We start from the raw sequence: 17,935 nt of genomic DNA on the forward strand, positions 1-17,935 counted from the left end.
GATCACGCTGCAGCCAACCAAGCTGCGTGCAGACGACGACGCATTTCCTCCGGCCATCCTCTACCTCTTACTTCTCCCGATTGAGATGTAGATGTCAATAACTAACTCACTGTGAGTTAATTGAATTGGTTTGCTCGGCCTTACGACGCGCCCGATAGGCCTCGCGAGCCGGCTATTCTTCTGGGTAATATCGATCGAGAAGGGGAAGACAGGCAGCACCCATTGCAATCGACTTACGTGCCATGGATCCCTCCCGCGCCGAGATGTCGGCGGCACCCGGAATATCCAACCTCGCAACTGCCGAGCGCAGCTTGGCCATGATGAGGCGAAGCATGTGAGCTGGCAGCGGTCCATCAACGATGACCGTCTGACACGGCACAAGTGCAGCACAGCTCGCAATCGCGTATGCGAGACCGTCGGCGAGCTGCCCAACCGCGTTGGCGCTCGCATCGCTTGGTATTGCAAGAGCCTTTAAGGGCACCGGCCGGGTTTTTCCTGATGGCACGAGCAGTTTGCCAAGGTTGGGTCCCGTATCGTCCCTGGAAAACCGGATGCGTCTGCTTTGGACCAGTCCGCCACCGACGGCGTTGTCCAGAAAGACATAGAGAAAGTCCGGGACAGTTGGGCCAAGGCCATAAATGAGCTCCGCGCTACAGGCAGCTAGGGCGTCGCTCGACACGTTGACTGACAGATCCAGCGACCGACCGATCTCCTGAAACGTGGCCTCTAATTCGATCCAGCTCGATGCCGAGGGATCATTTCCAAAGCTTCCGCATGCAATAGAAACGCCGATTGCTTGAAATCGGCTGCGGTCAGCGATGTCGGAGGCATCAAGAATACGGCTTGCAACGTCTCGCACATGTCTCGTGACCTGACTGAGTGTCGGATGGACCGACGCAACCGTGGTTTCCGAGATGACTTGGCCGACGAAATTAACGTGCGCCGTGCGGATCTCATGCTGGCTGATGTGAACGCCGAGGAAGGATGCGCCGGCCGGATCCAAGCTCAGCGGGACAAAGGGTTGCCCAACCTTCCCCTTCACTGGGGAGCCTGCGATGAGCAGACCGGCGTCAATCAAGCTGCGGGTGATCACGGAAGCCGTCTGCGCAGCCAGTCCCGAAAGTTCGGCAAGCTGGGCTTTGGAAAGTGAGCCATGTGTCCGGATCAGCGAGAGAACTAGACGTTCGTTGACGGCACGCAAGGCAACATGGTTGGTGCCGGGGCGGGCGCTGTTGGTAGAGAGAGACCCACGAAGCACAGTTGTTCCTGGAATGTGTCCGGTCACGTCAAGCGTCCTTATCAAAATCGTTTTATATAACTCACTGTGTTTTATTTATTGACGAGCCAAGACGTCAAGCATACCCATAGGCGTATTCCGATCATTAAGGGAGATAATTCGTGAGCAATCGCTGGATCGCATCTTGGAGTGCTGCGCCCATGAATGTCTGGGCTCCGGACGCTCCTCTTTCAGGTTTCTACGGGCAGACAGTCCGTGAAGTTGCCCGCGTGAGCATTGGGGGGGGCGGGGTGATTATTCGCCTGACCAACGAGTATGGGAAAACGCCCCTCAACCTCGAGGCCGTCAGTCTTGCCTATGCGGCAGAGCACGGAGGTATCGAACTGCTTACAAGCCGGCCCCTGAGCTTTGGCGGCAGCCGCAAAGCGGTTATCGCTCCAGGCGCTTCTATCATCAGCGATCCCATTGAAATGGACGTGCGACCCTTCGCGCGGCTATCGATCAGCTACTATGCCGAAGGCTTTATACCGATTGAGACGCATCACCTCGAGGCCCAACAGACCGCCTACATCTCCGTTCCCGGCGACTTTTCGCAAGCCGGGGAAATGATCGTCCAGCAGACGACGACCAGCCATTATCTCCTTTCCGACATCTACGTGCAGGCAGCAGACACGGCGCGCGCCATTGTCTGCTTCGGAGACTCGATTACCGACGGCTATGGCTCATCAATCGACGCTGATCGGCGCTGGCCGGACGTGCTTGCTGAACGGTTCCCGGGCGTTGATGGCTCTGCAGAGACCGCGGTGATCAATCAGGGCATTGGCGGCAACCGCCTGCTGCACAGCTGTCGAGGTAGCCGGGCGGTGCAGCGGTTTGACCGTGACGTTCTTCGTTACACTGGTGTGAGTCATCTCATCATCCTGCTCGGCATCAACGACATCCTCTGGCCCAATACAGTTCTCGCTGGTCCGCAGGACGTCGTCAGTGCCGACCAGATGATCGACGCGTGCAAGCAGCTTGTTGCACGCGCCCGCCTGAACGGCATCAAGACCATGCTGGGAACGCTACTTCCTTTTGAGGGAATAAACCCGGAGTCTCCCAAGGGCGGGTATTACACCGCTGGAAAGGAGCGCATCCGCCAGGCCGTGAATGCCTTTCTCCGGAAGGAGAGCGACGCCGACGCGATCATGGATTTCGACGCCTTGATGCGTGACCCAACCCGCCCAGCACGGCTCTATCCAGGCTACGACAGTGGCGACCACATACATCCCAACGACGCCGGCTATCGAGCTATGGCAGAAGCGATCGATATGACGTTTTTCAAGTGATCGAATCCGGCGCGGACCGCGAGCGCAACGAGATGTGGCATCGTGTGGATCGGGAGGCGCTTCCGCGTCTCTACGAATTTGCTCTTAACTGAACTGTATCTGGCCCCTTCCAGATCAGCCGCTTCATCCAAACGATCCAGGTATATGACACTGCAACCTGGCCCATATGAGCGATGATCCGCTCGTCAGCCTGCAGCAAAAGCACGCTGCCAACCTGTCAGCCACAAGGGTCCACGGGTGCGTGAAATGATCGAGAGCGCCGGCGCGAGGCTCGAATACCTCCCGGTATACAGCCGGAGTTCAATCAGCGAAGACGCGTTCTTAAAACTCAAGGCTATACACAAGGCTGCCGAGTGCTCCATCGACGGCTTCTGAACAACCATCGCCGGTTGCCTAAGTCTTCATTCCGACCGACTGTTAAAACTATATCGCTGCCGCTGGATGCGATGCAACACGATAGGATTCCGCTCTAACCGTCGATAGTTAACGATGCGAAAGATTAGTTTCTTCCAGTAATGTCGCCGACTGCTTCAATTTGAGCGTAATTCTCAAACTGATGAGAACACAAACGTCAGAACATACGAGCGACCTTCGCCCGGCTGAAGCCGCGCGCCATTCGTCGGATGCAGATCCGTTCTCGGCTCGACCCCTAACGCAAAAACACCTGACTGATATGCCCGCCATATCGCGAGCTTAGGCAGGGCCGCTTGCCTATAGGACATGGCGATTTCGATCCCGCACTTCGGATTGCGAAGCAGAATAGGAACCCGATGTGGTGTGACGCGATTGTCCACGACATCGACTTTCTCACCATATTCGTCACCTGGTCTGGGGCGAGATGAATTGATTTCGGATGAGAGCTCATCTGGCAAACCCTCGATCGTCAGCGTGTCGTCGAGGAATGGATAGCCAAAATTCGTGTGGTACATAATCGCGTGGTCAGTCGGCCTGAACCCACGGTTTGTAACCGTGTCCTGGATCGTCAGCTCCGAACCAAAGATCGGCAAGGTGACTTTGCGCCGCAGTTCCAGCGTTTCCCCGAAAACACTTGCTTGCCTGACTATCCCCTCACAGGAAATTTCGAGGGTCTCGATATCTACGCCATAGCTGACGAGGCGCGCCTTCTCGGTTGCAATCCGGCCATGGAGAGGCATTTTCCTCGTCTTCAGGTGGGGATGGTTATAGTGGCTGACATCGAGTTCGGATGGCTTGCTGTAATGGTCCAGCCCGCATGTAACCAGGAAACCGTCGAAGTTGCGGAGAAAGCCCCACCCGTCCTCAGATCCCGGGTCATGCGTCGGAAATGCCATCTGCGCCGGTGAGTGCCAGCCGATATTCGTCCCTTTGAAAGACAGGCTGGAAATGTCGAATCCGCGATCGACGGCGACTTCAAACGCAACGCCGGCTGCGTTTCGGGCGACCAAGATACGCTGACCGCGCCCCGGGCCATCTTCCAACGTGACAAGGCGTATGTCCGCGAGCGAACGCAGGTCAGCGCTGCGCTTCAATAGCTCGATGTCCATTTCATGCTCCTTGTAAAATTGTCGGCGTGGAAGGTGATCATCTCGATGGTTCAGGCACTCGGCACAAACGACGCTCGTCTGAACTGAGTAGTTCGAGTTTGGTGAGGAGCCCGCTCAGTTCTGGCTCCTCCACAGCCGAAGCAGCGATGCTTGGCATGAACCATGCTAGTCTGCGCTGATGGCGCTCCGGGAAGTCGTCTTCCTTCTGCGCCACATCGAGCAAGTGAACCTGGACAACGGCGGGCACGAGTTCACCATCATCGAGCTTCTTCATATACGTGTAGTGGCCCCATGCCTTTTTCAGCACGCGCCCACGCACGCCTGCCTCTTCCCATGCTTCCTGACGCGCAACCTCGTGAGGCTTCTTCTTCCGCATTGGCCAGCCCTTCGGAATGACCCAGCGCCCGCTATCCCTGCTCGTGATCAGAAGAACTTCGATCGATCGGTCGCTGCTATTTTGGCGATGGCAAATCGCCGCATACTGCGTCCTGACGTTGCCATGAAAGAGCGTGTCAGTAACGCGCGCGAGCTGAGACAGCGATGTTCGCCTTGAACGCTCACCGGCCATGGCGTGATCAACCCTTTAACGCTGTGGCTTCGGGGTACCGCGACCGTGCGCGGCACTTCGATTCCAGTCATTTGTGAACAATCACGCGGCAGCTGCCACGTTCTGCAGGAGCGGCTGAAGCCGGCTGACGAATTCATCGCCGCCACATGCAAACCGTAGCTTCTGCGAAAGGTCAGTGTTGTCCCAGTCGATGGTGTGTGAGACGCCAAGGTTGGCCAGGATAGGCAAAGCCGCCATCACATCCCATGTCGAGTCGCCGAGAGAGAGGTAACCGTCTGTCTCACCCAGTGCGACCGAGATGAACGATAGCGTCGCCGACCCGCAGAACCGGAAACTGATGCGTAGTTCATCGGAAATAAACCGCATCAGTTCGAGGCGATCTTCGGTCGCCACTGTCGGATGGATACCAAAGCTCATGGCCGCCTGCGACATGTCGAGCGGACGCAGCGGTAACAACGCCTTCCCGTTAAGCTGTGTGGGAACCGACTTGCCACCCATCAGCATCTGGTCGCGAGCAGGTGCGTAGATCACCCCGAAGGCCGGGCGGCGGTTTTCAAAAAGACCGATCGAGATCGCCCAGTTGTCGCCGCCACGAACAAAATTGAAAGTTCCGTCGATTGGGTCAATGACCCAGATCCGGCCAGACGTCCCGGCGAGCTCACCGCGCTCCTCTCCGTAAATACCGTCGTCCGGATAGGCCTGTTTGAGACGCGCGATCAACAAGTCCTCGACCTGCCTGTCGGCCTCCGTCACAAGATCAAGGTGCCCCTTCTTTTCGACGGGCAGACTTGCCAGCGATCGAAAATGTTCAAGGGCAAGCTTACCGGCCTCCCGAGCGATGCCTTCGATGATTGTCTCGACCGGGGCCTGCGTAGTCAAATTATGCATTAGCCATGTCCTTGAGCCGGACGACTTGGGAGACATCGTTGCTGATCAACTGATCGAGTTGACCATCGCGGATCCATTCAACGACGTCAGCCTCGATATCGACGCCGTAGGTCTTGAGGTTCTTCAGTTTGCTTGGCGGTGGCACATGCAGGAAAGTCGCCATGCCGCCGTCATGCAGTTGGCGGGCTTCGCCGCTCGGAAAATGATGGATTTCCAAGTTGATCGCGTCCACGTTCGCCTCCAGGGCAATCGCCGCCGGGTCGATCAGACGGGAATGGGACAGACCAACCGTCGGAACGTCCGGGATCGCCTTCTTCAACGCGCGCAGTTGCACGAAGTCGAACGACGAAAACTGCAGCAGGTCGGAGCAGCCCAGCTTTTCAATCAGCGCCTTTAACTTCGGGAAGAAGACATCGTCCTGACCGTAGGTCTTCAATTCGAGCTGGTAGATGATGCCATGCTCACGAGCAAACTGGAGGGCGCCGCTTAGACGCGGCACCCGTTCCTCCGCGAACTCCTCACCAAACCAGCGGCCAGCACTCAAGGTCTCGATTTCGGCATAGGTCATGTTACGGACAAGGCCATGGCCGTCGGTCGTGCGATCCACGGTCTCATCGTGGATCAGGACGAGTTCGCCGTCGCTGGTGATGCGCAGATCGGTTTCGCATGTCACGCCGGGTCCGGCATATTCGCGGGCCTTACGGAATGCGGCGTACGTGTTTTCCGGTGCCCCTTCACTGTGGCCGCGGTGGCCGGCGACACGCATCGTCTTTGGTGTCATTCTCAGCGGGTTCATTTTCTTTTCCTTTCGTTTAACGGAGGCGCGCGTCGAGACGGTCGCGCAGGTAGTCACCGAGCAGGCTGATGGACAGGGTCGTAAGCACGATCACGGCGCCGGGGAACGCCGCCAGCCACCATGCGATGGCCAAGTAGTTACGACCGTCTGCCACCATCAGGCCCAGGCTCGTCGCCGGTGGTTGAATGCCAAGGCCGAGGAAGCTCAGGCCGCTTTCAAGCAGGATGATTTCCGGGAAATTGACCGTGAACTGCACGATGAGCGGCCCGGCGATATTCGGCAGCATATGGCGCAGGTAAATGCGCATCGGCGGAACTCCGACGATCCGGGCGGCCTCCGCGTAGCCCTCTTCCTTGGCGCTTAAAACCAATCCGCGTGTCAGGCGGGCATAGCGCTCCCAGTTTGCAAACCCGACCAAGAACACGAACAGGAGCGGACTAGATCCGAAGATTGCCAAGACGCCGAGTGCGACGATGATAAAGGGAATAGACGCCATGGCGTCGGAAAACCCCATGATTGCATTATCCACCCACCCACCGAAGTGGGCGGCGAGCAGACCAAGGCTGGTACCAACCAAAGCGCAGATGATCGATCCGATGATGGCGATCATCAGGGTCGTCTGCGTTGCTACCAGAAGATTGCTGACCACATCTCGGCCAAGGTAATCGGTCCCGAGAACATGGGCGGCTGACGAGAACGGCTTTGCAAAGCGGGCCAGAGGGTCTTGATGGAGGTAGTCAAAGGGCGCCACCCATCGCGCCGTAATGCCGATGACGACTACGATTGCAATCCATATGCAGCAAGCTCCGATGCTGATCGGCATGCGGTGGAAAGGCGCCCAAATGGCGCTCGTGTACGAACGCGATGATGTCGCTGTCGTCATATCACTGCTTCCTGATCTTGGGGTTGAGAACCGCGTAGAGGACGTCGACGGTCAGATTGATGGTCACCATGAAGGCGGTGAACAACAGGATCATCGCCTGAACCACCGAGAGGTCACCACTGCTGGTGGCGGCGACAAAACCGCTACCAAGGCCCGGCCACGCGAAGACCGGTTCTATGAGCACAGCGCCGCCCAGCAGCCCACCGGCGGTAAAACCGAGCGTCGTCACCATCGGAATCGCAGCGTTCGGCAAAGCATGCCGGACAATGATCTCCCAGTTCGGGATCCCGTCTGCACGCGCGGCAGCGATGTAGGGCTGGCCCATCACGTCAATCAGCGTCGAACGCATGAACCGGGCAATGCCAGCCGCATTGAAGAGGGCGAACGTTGCCACCGGAAGGATCATATGTTTCCAAGAAGAGCTGCCGGAACTTGGAAGCACACGCAGCCAGACGGCGAATAAAAAGACGAATATCAGGCCAAGCAGGAAATTCGGGATACTGTAGCCAAGCACTGCTCCCGCCATCACACCCTTGTCGACAGGGGACTCGCGGCGCACAGCAGCGATGATACCGGCCGGGATGCCAATCATTATGCTGATAACGAAGGCGGACACCGTCAGAAGCAGTGTCTTTGGAATTCGCTCTCTGACAATCTCGAAGACTTCGCGGCCATCCGCGAAGGACGTGCCAAAGTCGCCCCGCAGCGCATTCCCGACATAGATCAAATATTGCTCGAAGATTGTTCGATCCAATCCCCACTTCGCACGAAATGCCGCCAGTGCTTCGGGACTCGCTGTATCTGGCAGCATCTGCTGTGCAGGGTCGCCGCTCAGACGAAGCACGACAAAGACGACTGTCACGGTGGAGATGAGGACGATGAGTGCTCGGATGATTCGAGCTGTAATGAAAGAACCCATTACGCAATCTCCTCCTGCAACGCAGTCTGGGGCGTTGAAGCAATCGATTGCGGAAATTCCTCAGCGCGGTGACATGCGACTAGCTGGCCGCCAACTGGCCGAAGGTCCGGTGTCTCAGTTGCGCATCTTTCGATCGCGAATGGACAGCGCGAACGGAATGCACAACCCTGCGCGACTTTCGAAGCATCTAGCTCACCCTTGATCGGCGGTTCGATATTGCGAACCGTCGGGTCCATTGTCGGAACGGAAGCCAGTAGGGCGCGCGTATAGGGATGGCGTGGCCATTGGTAGACCGACTTTATATCTCCTGTCTCGACGACGCGGCCGAGATACATGACGGCAATACGATCAACGAGATGACGCACGATGCGGAGATCATGGGTGATGAAGACATAGGCGAGATCGAGCTCCTGCCAAAGCTCGCGTAGCAATGCGACGACCTGCGCCTGCACCGAAACGTCCAGCGCAGAGACGGCCTCGTCGAAGACGACGAGCTTCGGATCGAGGATCAGAGCACGAGCGATAACCACGCGCTGTCTCTGGCCGCCGGACATCTGGTGGGGATAGCGGCTCATCATCGCACTCGACAGGCCAACACGCTCAAGCATGGCGGCGGCTCGTTCATAGGCACCTGAGCGATCAGTGACATGATGCACCAGGAGGCCCTCTGCAACCTGCTGACCGATGGTCATCTGCGGGTTCAGCGCGGACAATGGGTTTTGCTGCACGAGCGATGTTCTGATGCGAAACTGCTTCCAGTCCTGTGCGCTTCGCTCCTTGTGGTCGACACCCTCGAACCAGATGTCGCCGCTGGTGCGCGGCGTCAATCCGAGGAGAAGTCGGCCGAGCGTGGACTTGCCGCTACCGGACTCGCCGACAACGCCCAACCGCTCGCGTGGAGCCAGCTCCAGATCAATGGCATTGCATGCGAATTGGCTGGTTGGCTTGGCGAAGAAACCAGTTTTGTGCCTGAACGCCTTGGACAGGTCACGCGTCTTAAGAAGATAAGTCGTCATGCGGCCACCGGGTGATAGCAAGCGGCTTCATGAGCGAGGCCGATCCTTGCAGGCGCCGGGAAGCGAGCGGTGCATTCACCGCTCGCGCGTGAACAGCGCGGATGGAAATAACAGCCTCCAGGCAGGCTATCGAGAAGCGGGACGGACCCAGGGATCGGAACCGGCGGCTCGAGATCGGCAGCATCAATGCTCGGCATGCAGTCGATAAGCGCGCGCGCATAGGGGTGCGCTGGCCTATCCAGTAATTCGGCGACGGGTGCTGTCTCTACGATTTTGCCGCAATACATAACGGCTGCCCGGTCGGCCAAACGCGCGATGACACCGAGGTCATGCGAAACGATGATCAGGGCCATACCGGTTTCAGCTTTCAGTTCTTCGAGCAGATGGAGGATTTGCGCCTGCATCGTCACGTCCAGCGCCGTCGTTGGTTCGTCTGCAATCAAAAGCTGGGGTTTGGCGGCAAGGGCATGAGCGATCATCACGCGCTGGTTCATGCCACCGGAAAACTGATGTGGATACGAACGAAGCCGGCTCTTGGCCCGGTCGATACCTACCCGCTCAAGAAGGCGCATGGCCTCCATTCGGGCGTCACTGCCTCTTAGGCCCTGATGGCGGTAGAGCGCCGATTCAAGGTAATAACCGATCGTATGGACCGGGTTGAGGCTGCTCGTGGGGTCCTGGAAAATCATCGCGATGGTCGGTTTGCCGGCCTTGCCCACGACCGCCGGATCCACTCCGAATTCGATCGAGCCAGCTGTTTGGGCGAGCCCGCGAGGAAGCATTTTGCCAACGGCAAAACAGGTGATGCTCTTGCCACAGCCGGATTCTCCGACGAGCCCAAGCGTCTGCCCGGCCTCGAGGGAGAAGCTCACGTCATCAATGATTTTGATCTTCTGCGCCGGAACCTCGACCACGAGATTACGAACATTCAACAAAGTAGACATTCTTCCCTCCCAGGGGGCAGTGCGCACGGATGCGCACCGCCCATTTTGTCGGTTCGTCGTTATTTGAAGTTCAGGTTTTTGCGGAATTCCATGGTCTCGAACGAGACCGGGCTCCACTGGACGTCCTTGCGCGCGGCATAGACGTCGTACGGCTGATACAGGAGCACGGCAGGAGCCTCGTCCTCGAAGATATCGCGCAGGCGGTTGAAAGCGGCCGACCGCTCCTCACCATCCTTCATCTGGGCAACCTTATCGCAAAGTTCGTTGAACTCGGCAGGTGCTTTCCAGCCCCAGCGCTTCTGGATGCCGCGGCCGGGGCCGAACTCGGATACCAGGGTCGTCAGACCATCGGTCAGCCACTGGCCATTCGACCAGTTGCGGATGAAGATGTCGGGATCCTTCGGCGTGGTTCCCGGAGCGTAGATCTTGGGCACGACATTGATGCCGACAGCCTTCCACATCTCGATCATCATCATTAGCGCCGGTACGGCGTTTGCGTAGTAGTTACCCATCGTGTGATAGGTGATCGGCGTGCCGTCGTAGCCGCTTTCCTTGACCAGGCGCTTGGCTTCCTCGATGTTGTAGTCCATCGCCTTGCGGTTCGGATCGAAGCTTGCCCCGTAGTGCGGGAAGTTGAAGCCGTTCGGGATGGACGCGGTTTTCTTCCAGAGTGCTTCGACCATCAGAGGACGATTGACCGCGAGGCCCATGGCCCGACGCAGTGTCTTGTTCTGGAGGATCGGCTGGTTCATGTTGAAGGTGAACATATGGACGTTCTCGATCAGCGTGCCCCGCGTTTCGAGGTCCGAGTATCCGTCAACCAGCGCCATGTCGTCCGGCGTCAAAGTGGTGATGATATCATATTCGCCGCTGATCAGACCGGCGACACGTGTCGCCGGTTCAGCGACAACCTGATACGTGATTTTCGAGGCCGTGGGCTTTTCACCCCAATAGGCGTCGTTGGCTTCCAGCGTGACGTGATCGTTGGCGACCAGTTCCTGGAACTTGTACGGACCGGTACCAATTGGCTTGTTGCCGAAGGCGACCGCGCCGAGGCTCTTGTAATATTCCTTCGGAACGATGGGGCCGAGCCAGGAGCCGAGATACTTTTCGATGAGATATGACGGCGTCTTGGTCCGCAGAACCACCGTGTACTTGTCCTCGACGACCGGCTCATCCCAGTTCGGCGAGAAATTGCGGCCGTTCGGGACTGTCTTGATCGCTTCATCACCCCAAAGACGTTCGGAAGAGAAGGTGAACGCTACATCCTCGGCCGTCATTTCAGCGCCGTTGTGGAATTTAACGCCCTGGCGCAGCTTAAAACGTACCGACTTGTCGTCGATGCGTTCAAAGCTTTCGGCGAGCGCCGGCACCAGCTTGATGCCATTGCCCTTTGCCCCATCGGCGAAATAGTCGCGACGGATCAAGGTGTCGAAGATCTGGTTGATGATGCGGGGACCGGTGTTGCTGATACCGTTGATCGGCTCAAGCGAACTCGGCAAGCCGTTGACGCCGATCCGCAACGCGCGGCGATCTGCTGCAGAGGTGAATTTCAGGTTGGTGGTCGATGCGAGCGCGGCAACGCTTGCGCCGATCAGGAAATTTCTGCGATCAGTTTTTACCATCGGTCCTCTCCCGGACTTAACAAGTTTCTATTGACGGATTGGCGGGGATATCGAGCCCTAGTTCGCGATGACGAACTTCCTCCGCAATTTTTCTGGCACCGTGTCGATGATGGTCCTGGTGCCGACGTCGGTGATAATCACACCGACGTCCTCGATTTTTGCTGTGACCGACAGGCTGGATTTCGTGAACTTCGAGTGGTCGGCGACCACGATCACACGGCTCGAGACTTCGATCATGGCTTTCTGAACGCTGGCGTTCATCGGTGTCGATGTGCAGATCTGGCCGCGATCGAGATCGATCGAGCTGGCATTGAGGATCAGCTTGTCGGCGTTAAACTGGCGAATGAAGCTTTCCGCATGCGGTCCGCGATAGGAGCGGTTCGTATCGGTGAACTCACCACCCACGGAATAAATGGTGTTGCCTTCACCCCGGGAGAGCTCGGCGACAATATCGAGACCGTTGGAGATCAGCGTCAGACCCTTGCGAGCCGACAGGATCTTTGCGACCTCGAGTGCGGTCGTTCCGGCATCGAGAAAGACTGCGTCACCGTCGGCGATCATCCCTGCGGCGACGGCAGCAATGGCTGCCTTTTCTGATTGGCGCGAAATGGCGCGCGCAGCATGCGTTGGGTCCTGACCGACCTGATTGACGCTAACCGCACCACCATGCGTCCGGCGAAGTACGCCGGCCTGCTCGAGGTCGCCAAGATCGCGCCTGGCTGTTGCGAGCGAGATTTGGAAACGTTCAGTCAGCGTATTGATCGCGACAAACTGCTCCTCGCGCAGCAGCTCTGCGATTTTGGCTTGGCGGTCCTGGGCGGCTGTAAGCACGGTGTCTCTCTTCGAATAGTGATCTAATTCGATCATTCGTATGATCGTTATCTATCTTTGTCAAATGACAGATTGATGACAAAAGATGCTGCTTTGCAGCAATTTCGGAGATAAACTCACTGTCGAAGCGAGACGGCCACGAGCGGATAAACTGAGAACTCTTGAATAAGTGAGCGATATCGATCATAATGACCGCTGCTCTCTAAAGCTCCAAAGTCGAAGACGGCAAGGGATCGCGTCTTGCTGAACCGACACGCCGGACAACTCGAAATCGAACGGAGCTCAAGAATTGAATTCCACGGTCGTCATAATTAATTTGCTCGGAGCGGTGGCGCTGCTTCTTTTCGGGCTCGCACTGGTCAAGGATGGAGCGACCCGTGCGCTTGGTGCGAAGCTTCGTACGGGACTGGCTAGCGGCACCAAGGGAAGCCTTCGGTCATTCGTGTCGGGTTTTGTCGCGACAGTCGCGTTGCAAAGTTCAACGGCAACCGCGCTGATGGTGTCTTCCTTCGTCGAGCGCGAGCTGATCAAACCAAGGATGGCCCAGGTGGTGCTTCTTGGCGCCAACGTTGGAACAGCCGTAACAGCCTGGATCGTAGCGACAGGAATCGAATGGATTTCGCCAGTTCTGCTGTTCGTCGGCATCATCTTCTATAGAAGTAATTCCACGGCACGGCAGGGCGCTGGCACCGCTTTAATCGGAATTGCCCTCATGCTGCTTTCGCTGCATCTCTTGAGCAGTGCGACCGAGCCCCTCCGTCATTCGCCTGCGCTTGCTGCCTTCATCGGGCTGCTTGACAACGCGTGGCCGGTGGCAATGATTTTTTCGGCGGTGATCGCCATACTGTCATCGTCGAGCCTCGCGGCGGTTATCCTGATTTTGTCATTATCGTCGACCGGCACGCTCCCCGGTGGACTTGTCGTCGCATTGGTGCTTGGTGCCAATCTCGGAGGTGCCGTTCCACCAGTGATTGCGTCTTTGTCAGGTTCCGGTGCGGCACGACGTGTGACACTTGGCAATTTTATCGTGCGCGCCGCTGGTTGTCTGATCGCCCTCCCGGGCGCACAGGTAGCGGCTGATTTGCTTGCGATGCTTCCCCTCGCCGCGACAAAGCTGCCGGTCGATGTGCATCTCGCCTTCAACCTCTTTCTCGCACTGCTTGCCTGGCCGTTATCGAGGCTATTGGCACGCTGGATGACGGTCTTGATACCCGAGCAGATGCAGACTGGAGACGCGCCAAAATATCTTGATCCAGCGGAACTCTCGACGCCAGTCGTGGCACTTGCCAGCGCCGCAAGGGAGGTACTCGGTGTCGGTGACCTGATCGAGAAAATGCTTCTGAAAGCATCCGACGCCTTCGATCACAATAACGAAACCGGGCTTCGCGAGATCCCCGCGTTGGAAGCTCAGGTCGATCGCTTGCAGCAGGAGATCAAGCTTTATCTGTCGAAGCTCGGACGAACAGGTCTTTCAGAGGACGAAGGGCGCAAATCGATCGTCATCATCGATTATGCCATCAATCTCGAGCACATTGGTGACATCATCGACAAAGGTCTTTTGCCGGCAGTGCGAAAGAAGGTTGTCCAAGGACTGAAGTTTTCCGACGATGGTTTCGCCGAGCTACAGCAGTTGTTCAAGCTGACGATCGACAACCTGCGAATTTCGCAAACGATCCTGATCACGCGTGACTTCAACCTCGCCAAGCAATTGATGGAGAGGAAGGTCGAAGTTCGAAACATGGAAAAGCAGTCTTCCGAGCGACACCTGGAGCGCCTGAGAGACGGCCGCTCAGATAGCCTGCAGACGAGCTCACTTCATCTCGACATTCTTCGGGATCTCAAGCGCATCAACGCCCACATTGTGTCGGTCGCCCACCCGATCGTGGATGAGCAGGGGCTTCTCGGTGAAAGCCGCCTCATCGTCAGGGTTTCGGCAGATTAAGCTCTCCAGGGCTGGATGTCCTGATCGGGCACGACCGCGCTTGATCGAGCCATCCTTTGTCGACTGCTCCAGCCGATGGTCAGCCTTTGAAGGCTCCCGGGAAAACAATGTCTTGATCGACAAGGACATTGAACTTGTAGCCGGGACGAATTTCGAGGGTTGGCTGCACATCCGTATTCCGTTGAATGGTCCGGTCTGCAACCCGGCCGAACGTTTCTGCGAAATTCCGCCGCGTCGCGTCCGAGGCTGTGTCCTGCGTCGCGCGCGTCGAACTTTCCGGAACGGCAATGTCGATACCTGTTCCGATCAGGGCAATGAGCACCGCCGAGCCGAACGTTTTCAAATAATGGTTGTTCACCCTGTCGCTGAAACCGCCATACCCTTGCGCGTCCGTCGCCGACATTCCTCCGATTTGCAGTGTAGAGCCGTTTGGGAAAATGATGTCGGTCCACACGACGAGAACGCGTTTCTGTCCAAAGGACACTTTGCTGTCATAGCGACCGAAGAGCTTCGTGCCTTGCGGAATGAGCAGACGATGGCCTGTCGCGCTGTCGTAGACGCTCTGGCTCACCTGGGCGGTGATCCGGCCGGGAAGATCGGAATTGATGCCCGTGATCAGTGTTGCCGGAATGACCGAACCGCGCTTTAGCTCGAAGGGCGATTGTTGGGGCACGACACGGTTCGGCAAGTAGCCAAGCTCTTTCAGGTCGGCGTTGAAGAAGTCTTCCTTGGCGCCTTGGGCATTGGGATCAACGTTCTGACCACCGAGCCCTGCGCGCAATGCGGCCGCATAGAGATCGGAACCACTTGCCGTGTTTGCCGACGTCGTTGCGGCTCTTGTTGCCGTGTCCGCGGTCGCATCATGCGTTTCAGCACGCCCATCCAATTTGCCGCGATCGATGGCAAGCGGCGCATCATAGGCAGCGTTGTTTGCCTGCAGGCGGGCCATCCGCTGGCGCTGCTGCTCCCGCAGAACCTGTTCCTGTTGTTCTCGCTGAAGACGAGCCCGCCAAACCGCTTCCGCTTCGAGGTCCTGGCCTCGCTGCTGCACCTCGCGTTGGCCTGGCTGTGGTGTGAAGGGATTACTGGCTTTTTCGTCAACTTGTTTCGTCTCGACCGGCGTCGGCTGGAAGACGGTCTGCTGCTGCGGCTCGCCGATAATACCGTCGGTGACGCCGCGTTTGATCTGGTCGGCATAGGTTGAGGCAGGGTTGCCCGAACTTGTCTCCGGGCCGGTGTCCTTGCCGAAGTACAGTCCGCGGGATGCAAGCCCGTAGAAGATGACGCCAAGGAACGCGAGCGCCAAGACGATAATGACGATAATCGGCAGGCGGTTGATCCGCTTGATGCCGGATTGCGCCTGGCTATTCTGCGCGCCGCCAAGATTGAGGGATTGCACCATTGGATCCTCCCTTATCCGCGCCGCATGAGCGACAGGGCGCTTGCTGGCGTCGCGCCGTTGGCTGTGACCGTGTATGCACGTCCGAGTTCAACGCTGTTTGTCGAAAGACACGCCAGCACCTGACCATCTATGGCCAGGATCACATAGGCCAGCGGGATGACCGTCGCGCCGCCGTCCGTCTTCTGGTCGGTGATGACGGCATAGCCCCATCCCTTCAGCGCCGCTTCCATCGCCTGTCCGAAGGGCGAGGTGTCAGTCTTCAGTGCAACTGTCGCCTTTCCCGGCCCGATCTGTTCGGCAAGACGGCTGACCATATCGCCGGCGATTGCGCTGGCCGCAGGACCGGAGATTTCCGGTGGCGCGCTGCTGGCCACGACACTGTCAGTCCCTATCGACTGGCACCCGGAAAGAAGGGCGGCTAGGGCGCAGGCTGCGGCAAAATTGCGGAGGCGTTGCAAGGCGCGCGAATGGGAGAGAGGGATGTTCATTACCGCCCTCCCCGCTTGATGGTGATCTTTTCCTGTTTCCAGCCGACCCCCGACACGAGCACCGCGCGATCGACATGGTAATCGACGACCATCACGTCGCCCTTCATCCGGTAGTTGACGATCCGGTTTTGCCCACCGGATGTGACGAATAGAACCGGAGCGTCCTGACCGGAGATGGAGCGCGGAAACTGGATGTAAGTCTTGAGCCCATCGGAATAGACCCGTGTCGGCCGCCAGCCGGCGTTGCCCGAGACGGAATAGGAAAAGTTCAGCTGCTCGGCGGGGACGCCTGCGCCTGGGATGGTGGTCGCCTCGATCCGGGCATTGACGTCGGCAAGCTTTGCCGAGACATCCTCCGGATATTCGAAACCGACACGAGCCATATATTGAGTCGAATGCGATTTGAGCTGGATGTGGTAGGTGCGCCGCGACGTCGTCACCACCATCGAGGTCACAAGACCTGGCTCCGACGGCTTGACGATCAGATGGATCGCTTGACCGCCAGCAGCCCCTGAAGTCGCCGGCTCGACCTTCCAGCGTACGGTGTCACCGACCAGCACGTCTCTGACCACCTCGCCGCCTTGCAGTTCGATATCGCAAACCTGCAGCGGCGAGCAGACGACGGATGGCTGCACCTCGCCGTAAAGGAAGATCACCTTGCCGTCGGCGCCCTTGGTGACCAGACCGCGCGAGCCGCGCCACTGTGTGGAAATCCCCATGCCTTTTGCTTCGTTGGCGGTGACGCCATCGGCAGCAAAAGCATGGACAGGAACGACCAGTGAATACGCCAACGTCGCCGAGGCGAGAGCGCTTGTCAGCGTGGCCCGTGTTCTTTTGCGGGGGATGATCATGTTCGGGCCATGCCTTTCAAAGCTGTGCAGTCCACTCGAAGTCGCGGAGATAGAGGCCGATGGGGTTCAGGCGGATGACGCCCTCGTCCTGTGGTGGGGTGAGTGTCACCGTGGCAATTCCGCGGAAGCGGCGGACGGCGGTTTCCTTGCCGCGCCGGTCGCGCTCAAATTCGGTCCAGTCCACCTGGTAGCTCTGGTTCGACAGCGCGACGATGTTGTTTACCTCGATGGCCACCGTCGAATTCTCCGCTTTCTCGAACGGTGAGTTGGAGCGAAACCAGGCATTGACCTTTTCGGTCGCCGGATCGGATGTCCTGAGCAGCCCATAGGTTCGGTCGATATACTGCTTCTGCACGACCGCATCCGGCGTCACACTGCGAAAGTTCGAGACGAAGCTGCCGAGGGTCGCACGCACCACACGAGGATCGGCATACTCGATCTGCTGCGGGAAGCCGGCATTGACTGATGTGCCGAGCTTGTCGACCTCGACGATATAGGGAACGAGCTTGACCTGCGCGCTTTGATACAGCGCGTAGCCAAAGCCGATCACGGCCATGGTCATGCCGGCAATGCCGACGATACGCCAAGCGGCAGCGGATCTGACGTAGGAGCCATAACGCTCGTTCCATTCGTTGCGGGCGGCGATATACGGATTGGCAAGATCGGGATTATCGAGCGGATTGTGTCCGGCCAT

At 58.0% G+C, this 17,935-nt stretch carries 17 protein-coding genes and 1 pseudogene; 3 read left to right on the forward strand and 15 right to left on the reverse strand.

The annotated features are described in order from the left end of the window. Window positions 1-172 precede the first annotated feature (172 nt). On the reverse strand, window positions 173-1,285 hold the full coding sequence (locus tag IFT59_RS20850; RefSeq protein WP_192088177.1) for a winged helix-turn-helix transcriptional regulator: 1,113 nt from the start codon (window positions 1,283-1,285) through the stop codon (window positions 173-175). Between the two features lie 113 nt (window positions 1,286-1,398). On the opposite strand from IFT59_RS20850, the gene IFT59_RS23395 reads away from it, so the two are divergent. Further along, complete coding sequence (locus IFT59_RS23395; protein ID WP_192088178.1) at window positions 1,399-2,565, forward strand: SGNH/GDSL hydrolase family protein; 1,167 nt, start codon at window positions 1,399-1,401, stop codon at window positions 2,563-2,565. Window positions 2,566-2,784: 219 nt separating this feature from the next. Further along, window positions 2,785-2,986, forward strand: a pseudogene (locus tag IFT59_RS23195) (IS630 family transposase); the annotation flags it as partial. A 127-nt stretch (window positions 2,987-3,113) separates the two neighbouring features. Here the strand turns inward: IFT59_RS23195 and IFT59_RS20860 are convergent. The 10 genes from IFT59_RS20860 to IFT59_RS20905 form a co-directional block, all read right to left on the reverse strand. After that, a complete protein-coding gene (locus IFT59_RS20860; protein ID WP_192088179.1) occupies window positions 3,114-4,088 on the reverse strand; it encodes a DUF4432 family protein in 975 nt (324 codons plus the stop codon). Window positions 4,089-4,125: 37 nt separating this feature from the next. Then, window positions 4,126-4,656 carry an NUDIX hydrolase gene (locus IFT59_RS20865; RefSeq protein ID WP_192088180.1) on the reverse strand — a complete coding sequence of 177 codons (531 nt, stop codon included), beginning with the start codon at window positions 4,654-4,656 and terminating at the stop codon, window positions 4,126-4,128. 81 nt (window positions 4,657-4,737) lie between these two features. Then, the gene (locus IFT59_RS20870; RefSeq protein WP_192088181.1) at window positions 4,738-5,544 is read right to left on the reverse strand and encodes an inositol monophosphatase family protein; all 807 of its coding nucleotides are present in this window, start codon (window positions 5,542-5,544) and stop codon (window positions 4,738-4,740) included. Then, entirely contained in the window at window positions 5,537-6,325 is a 789-nt protein-coding gene (locus tag IFT59_RS20875; RefSeq protein ID WP_342366127.1) for a glycerophosphodiester phosphodiesterase, read from the reverse strand. Before IFT59_RS20875 ends, IFT59_RS20870 begins: the two co-directional genes overlap by 8 nt. A 31-nt stretch (window positions 6,326-6,356) precedes the next feature. After that, on the reverse strand, window positions 6,357-7,223 hold the full coding sequence (locus IFT59_RS20880) for an ABC transporter permease (RefSeq protein ID WP_192088182.1): 867 nt from the start codon (window positions 7,221-7,223) through the stop codon (window positions 6,357-6,359). Between the two features lies 1 nt (window position 7,224). After that, complete coding sequence (locus IFT59_RS20885; protein WP_020046876.1) at window positions 7,225-8,142, reverse strand: ABC transporter permease; 918 nt, start codon at window positions 8,140-8,142, stop codon at window positions 7,225-7,227. Continuing rightward, window positions 8,142-9,158, reverse strand: coding sequence for an oligopeptide/dipeptide ABC transporter ATP-binding protein (locus IFT59_RS20890; RefSeq protein ID WP_192088183.1), 1,017 nt, complete (start codon window positions 9,156-9,158; stop codon window positions 8,142-8,144). Before IFT59_RS20890 ends, IFT59_RS20885 begins: the two co-directional genes overlap by 1 nt. Further along, window positions 9,155-10,102: an ABC transporter ATP-binding protein gene (locus IFT59_RS20895; RefSeq protein ID WP_192088184.1), complete on the reverse strand. Its 948-nt coding sequence runs from the start codon at window positions 10,100-10,102 to the stop codon at window positions 9,155-9,157. The genes IFT59_RS20890 and IFT59_RS20895 overlap by 4 nt, the downstream gene beginning before the upstream one ends. A 59-nt stretch (window positions 10,103-10,161) precedes the next feature. After that, the gene (locus tag IFT59_RS20900; protein ID WP_192088185.1) at window positions 10,162-11,727 is read right to left on the reverse strand and encodes an ABC transporter substrate-binding protein; all 1,566 of its coding nucleotides are present in this window, start codon (window positions 11,725-11,727) and stop codon (window positions 10,162-10,164) included. A gap of 57 nt (window positions 11,728-11,784) precedes the next feature. Beyond that, window positions 11,785-12,594 carry a DeoR/GlpR family DNA-binding transcription regulator gene (locus tag IFT59_RS20905; protein ID WP_020046769.1) on the reverse strand — a complete coding sequence of 270 codons (810 nt, stop codon included), beginning with the start codon at window positions 12,592-12,594 and terminating at the stop codon, window positions 11,785-11,787. Window positions 12,595-12,847: 253 nt separating this feature from the next. Here IFT59_RS20905 and IFT59_RS20910 point away from each other — a divergent pair, with 253 nt between their 5' ends. After that, window positions 12,848-14,500 (forward strand): Na/Pi cotransporter family protein, encoded by a 1,653-nt coding sequence (locus tag IFT59_RS20910; RefSeq protein WP_192088186.1) that lies wholly within the window; start codon window positions 12,848-12,850, stop codon window positions 14,498-14,500. A 79-nt stretch (window positions 14,501-14,579) separates the two neighbouring features. On the opposite strand, the gene trbI is transcribed toward IFT59_RS20910, so the two are convergent. The 4 genes from trbI to IFT59_RS20930 are packed head-to-tail and all read right to left on the reverse strand — an operon-like array spanning window position 14,580 to window position 17,935. Continuing rightward, on the reverse strand, window positions 14,580-15,902 hold the full coding sequence (gene trbI, locus IFT59_RS20915; protein ID WP_192088187.1) for an IncP-type conjugal transfer protein TrbI: 1,323 nt from the start codon (window positions 15,900-15,902) through the stop codon (window positions 14,580-14,582). Window positions 15,903-15,913: 11 nt separating this feature from the next. Beyond that, on the reverse strand, window positions 15,914-16,390 hold the full coding sequence (gene trbH, locus IFT59_RS20920) for a conjugal transfer protein TrbH (protein WP_192088188.1): 477 nt from the start codon (window positions 16,388-16,390) through the stop codon (window positions 15,914-15,916). Next, the gene (trbG, locus tag IFT59_RS20925) at window positions 16,390-17,241 is read right to left on the reverse strand and encodes a P-type conjugative transfer protein TrbG (protein ID WP_192088189.1); all 852 of its coding nucleotides are present in this window, start codon (window positions 17,239-17,241) and stop codon (window positions 16,390-16,392) included. The genes trbH and trbG overlap by 1 nt, the downstream gene beginning before the upstream one ends. Window positions 17,242-17,257: 16 nt before the next feature. Continuing rightward, a complete protein-coding gene (locus tag IFT59_RS20930) occupies window positions 17,258-17,935 on the reverse strand; it encodes a conjugal transfer protein TrbF (RefSeq protein ID WP_192088190.1) in 678 nt (225 codons plus the stop codon).

The sequence above is a fragment of the Rhizobium sp. CFBP 8752 genome (assembly GCF_014842035.1).
In the GTDB taxonomy this organism is placed as follows: Bacteria; Pseudomonadota; Alphaproteobacteria; order Rhizobiales; family Rhizobiaceae; genus Neorhizobium; species Neorhizobium soli.

Excerpts from the sequence above, each read along its gene's own strand:
- IFT59_RS20930 (WP_192088190.1), bottom strand. The coding sequence starts at position 17,935 with ATGGCCGGACACAATCCGCTCGATAATCCCGATCTTGCCAATCCGTAT.
- IFT59_RS20870 (WP_192088181.1), bottom strand. The coding sequence starts at position 5,544 with ATGCATAATTTGACTACGCAGGCCCCGGTCGAGACAATCATCGAAGGC.
- IFT59_RS20885 (WP_020046876.1), bottom strand. The coding sequence starts at position 8,142 with ATGGGTTCTTTCATTACAGCTCGAATCATCCGAGCACTCATCGTCCTC.
- IFT59_RS20900 (WP_192088185.1), bottom strand. The coding sequence starts at position 11,727 with ATGGTAAAAACTGATCGCAGAAATTTCCTGATCGGCGCAAGCGTTGCC.
- IFT59_RS20890 (WP_192088183.1), bottom strand. The coding sequence starts at position 9,158 with ATGACGACTTATCTTCTTAAGACGCGTGACCTGTCCAAGGCGTTCAGG.
- trbI (WP_192088187.1), bottom strand. The coding sequence starts at position 15,902 with ATGGTGCAATCCCTCAATCTTGGCGGCGCGCAGAATAGCCAGGCGCAA.
- IFT59_RS20875 (WP_342366127.1), bottom strand. The coding sequence starts at position 6,325 with ATGACACCAAAGACGATGCGTGTCGCCGGCCACCGCGGCCACAGTGAA.
- trbG (WP_192088189.1), bottom strand. The coding sequence starts at position 17,241 with ATGATCATCCCCCGCAAAAGAACACGGGCCACGCTGACAAGCGCTCTC.
- IFT59_RS20880 (WP_192088182.1), bottom strand. The coding sequence starts at position 7,223 with ATGACGACAGCGACATCATCGCGTTCGTACACGAGCGCCATTTGGGCG.
- IFT59_RS20905 (WP_020046769.1), bottom strand. The coding sequence starts at position 12,594 with ATGATCGAATTAGATCACTATTCGAAGAGAGACACCGTGCTTACAGCC.
- IFT59_RS20860 (WP_192088179.1), bottom strand. The coding sequence starts at position 4,088 with ATGGACATCGAGCTATTGAAGCGCAGCGCTGACCTGCGTTCGCTCGCG.
- IFT59_RS20895 (WP_192088184.1), bottom strand. The coding sequence starts at position 10,102 with ATGTCTACTTTGTTGAATGTTCGTAATCTCGTGGTCGAGGTTCCGGCG.
- trbH (WP_192088188.1), bottom strand. The coding sequence starts at position 16,390 with ATGAACATCCCTCTCTCCCATTCGCGCGCCTTGCAACGCCTCCGCAAT.
- IFT59_RS20865 (WP_192088180.1), bottom strand. The coding sequence starts at position 4,656 with ATGGCCGGTGAGCGTTCAAGGCGAACATCGCTGTCTCAGCTCGCGCGC.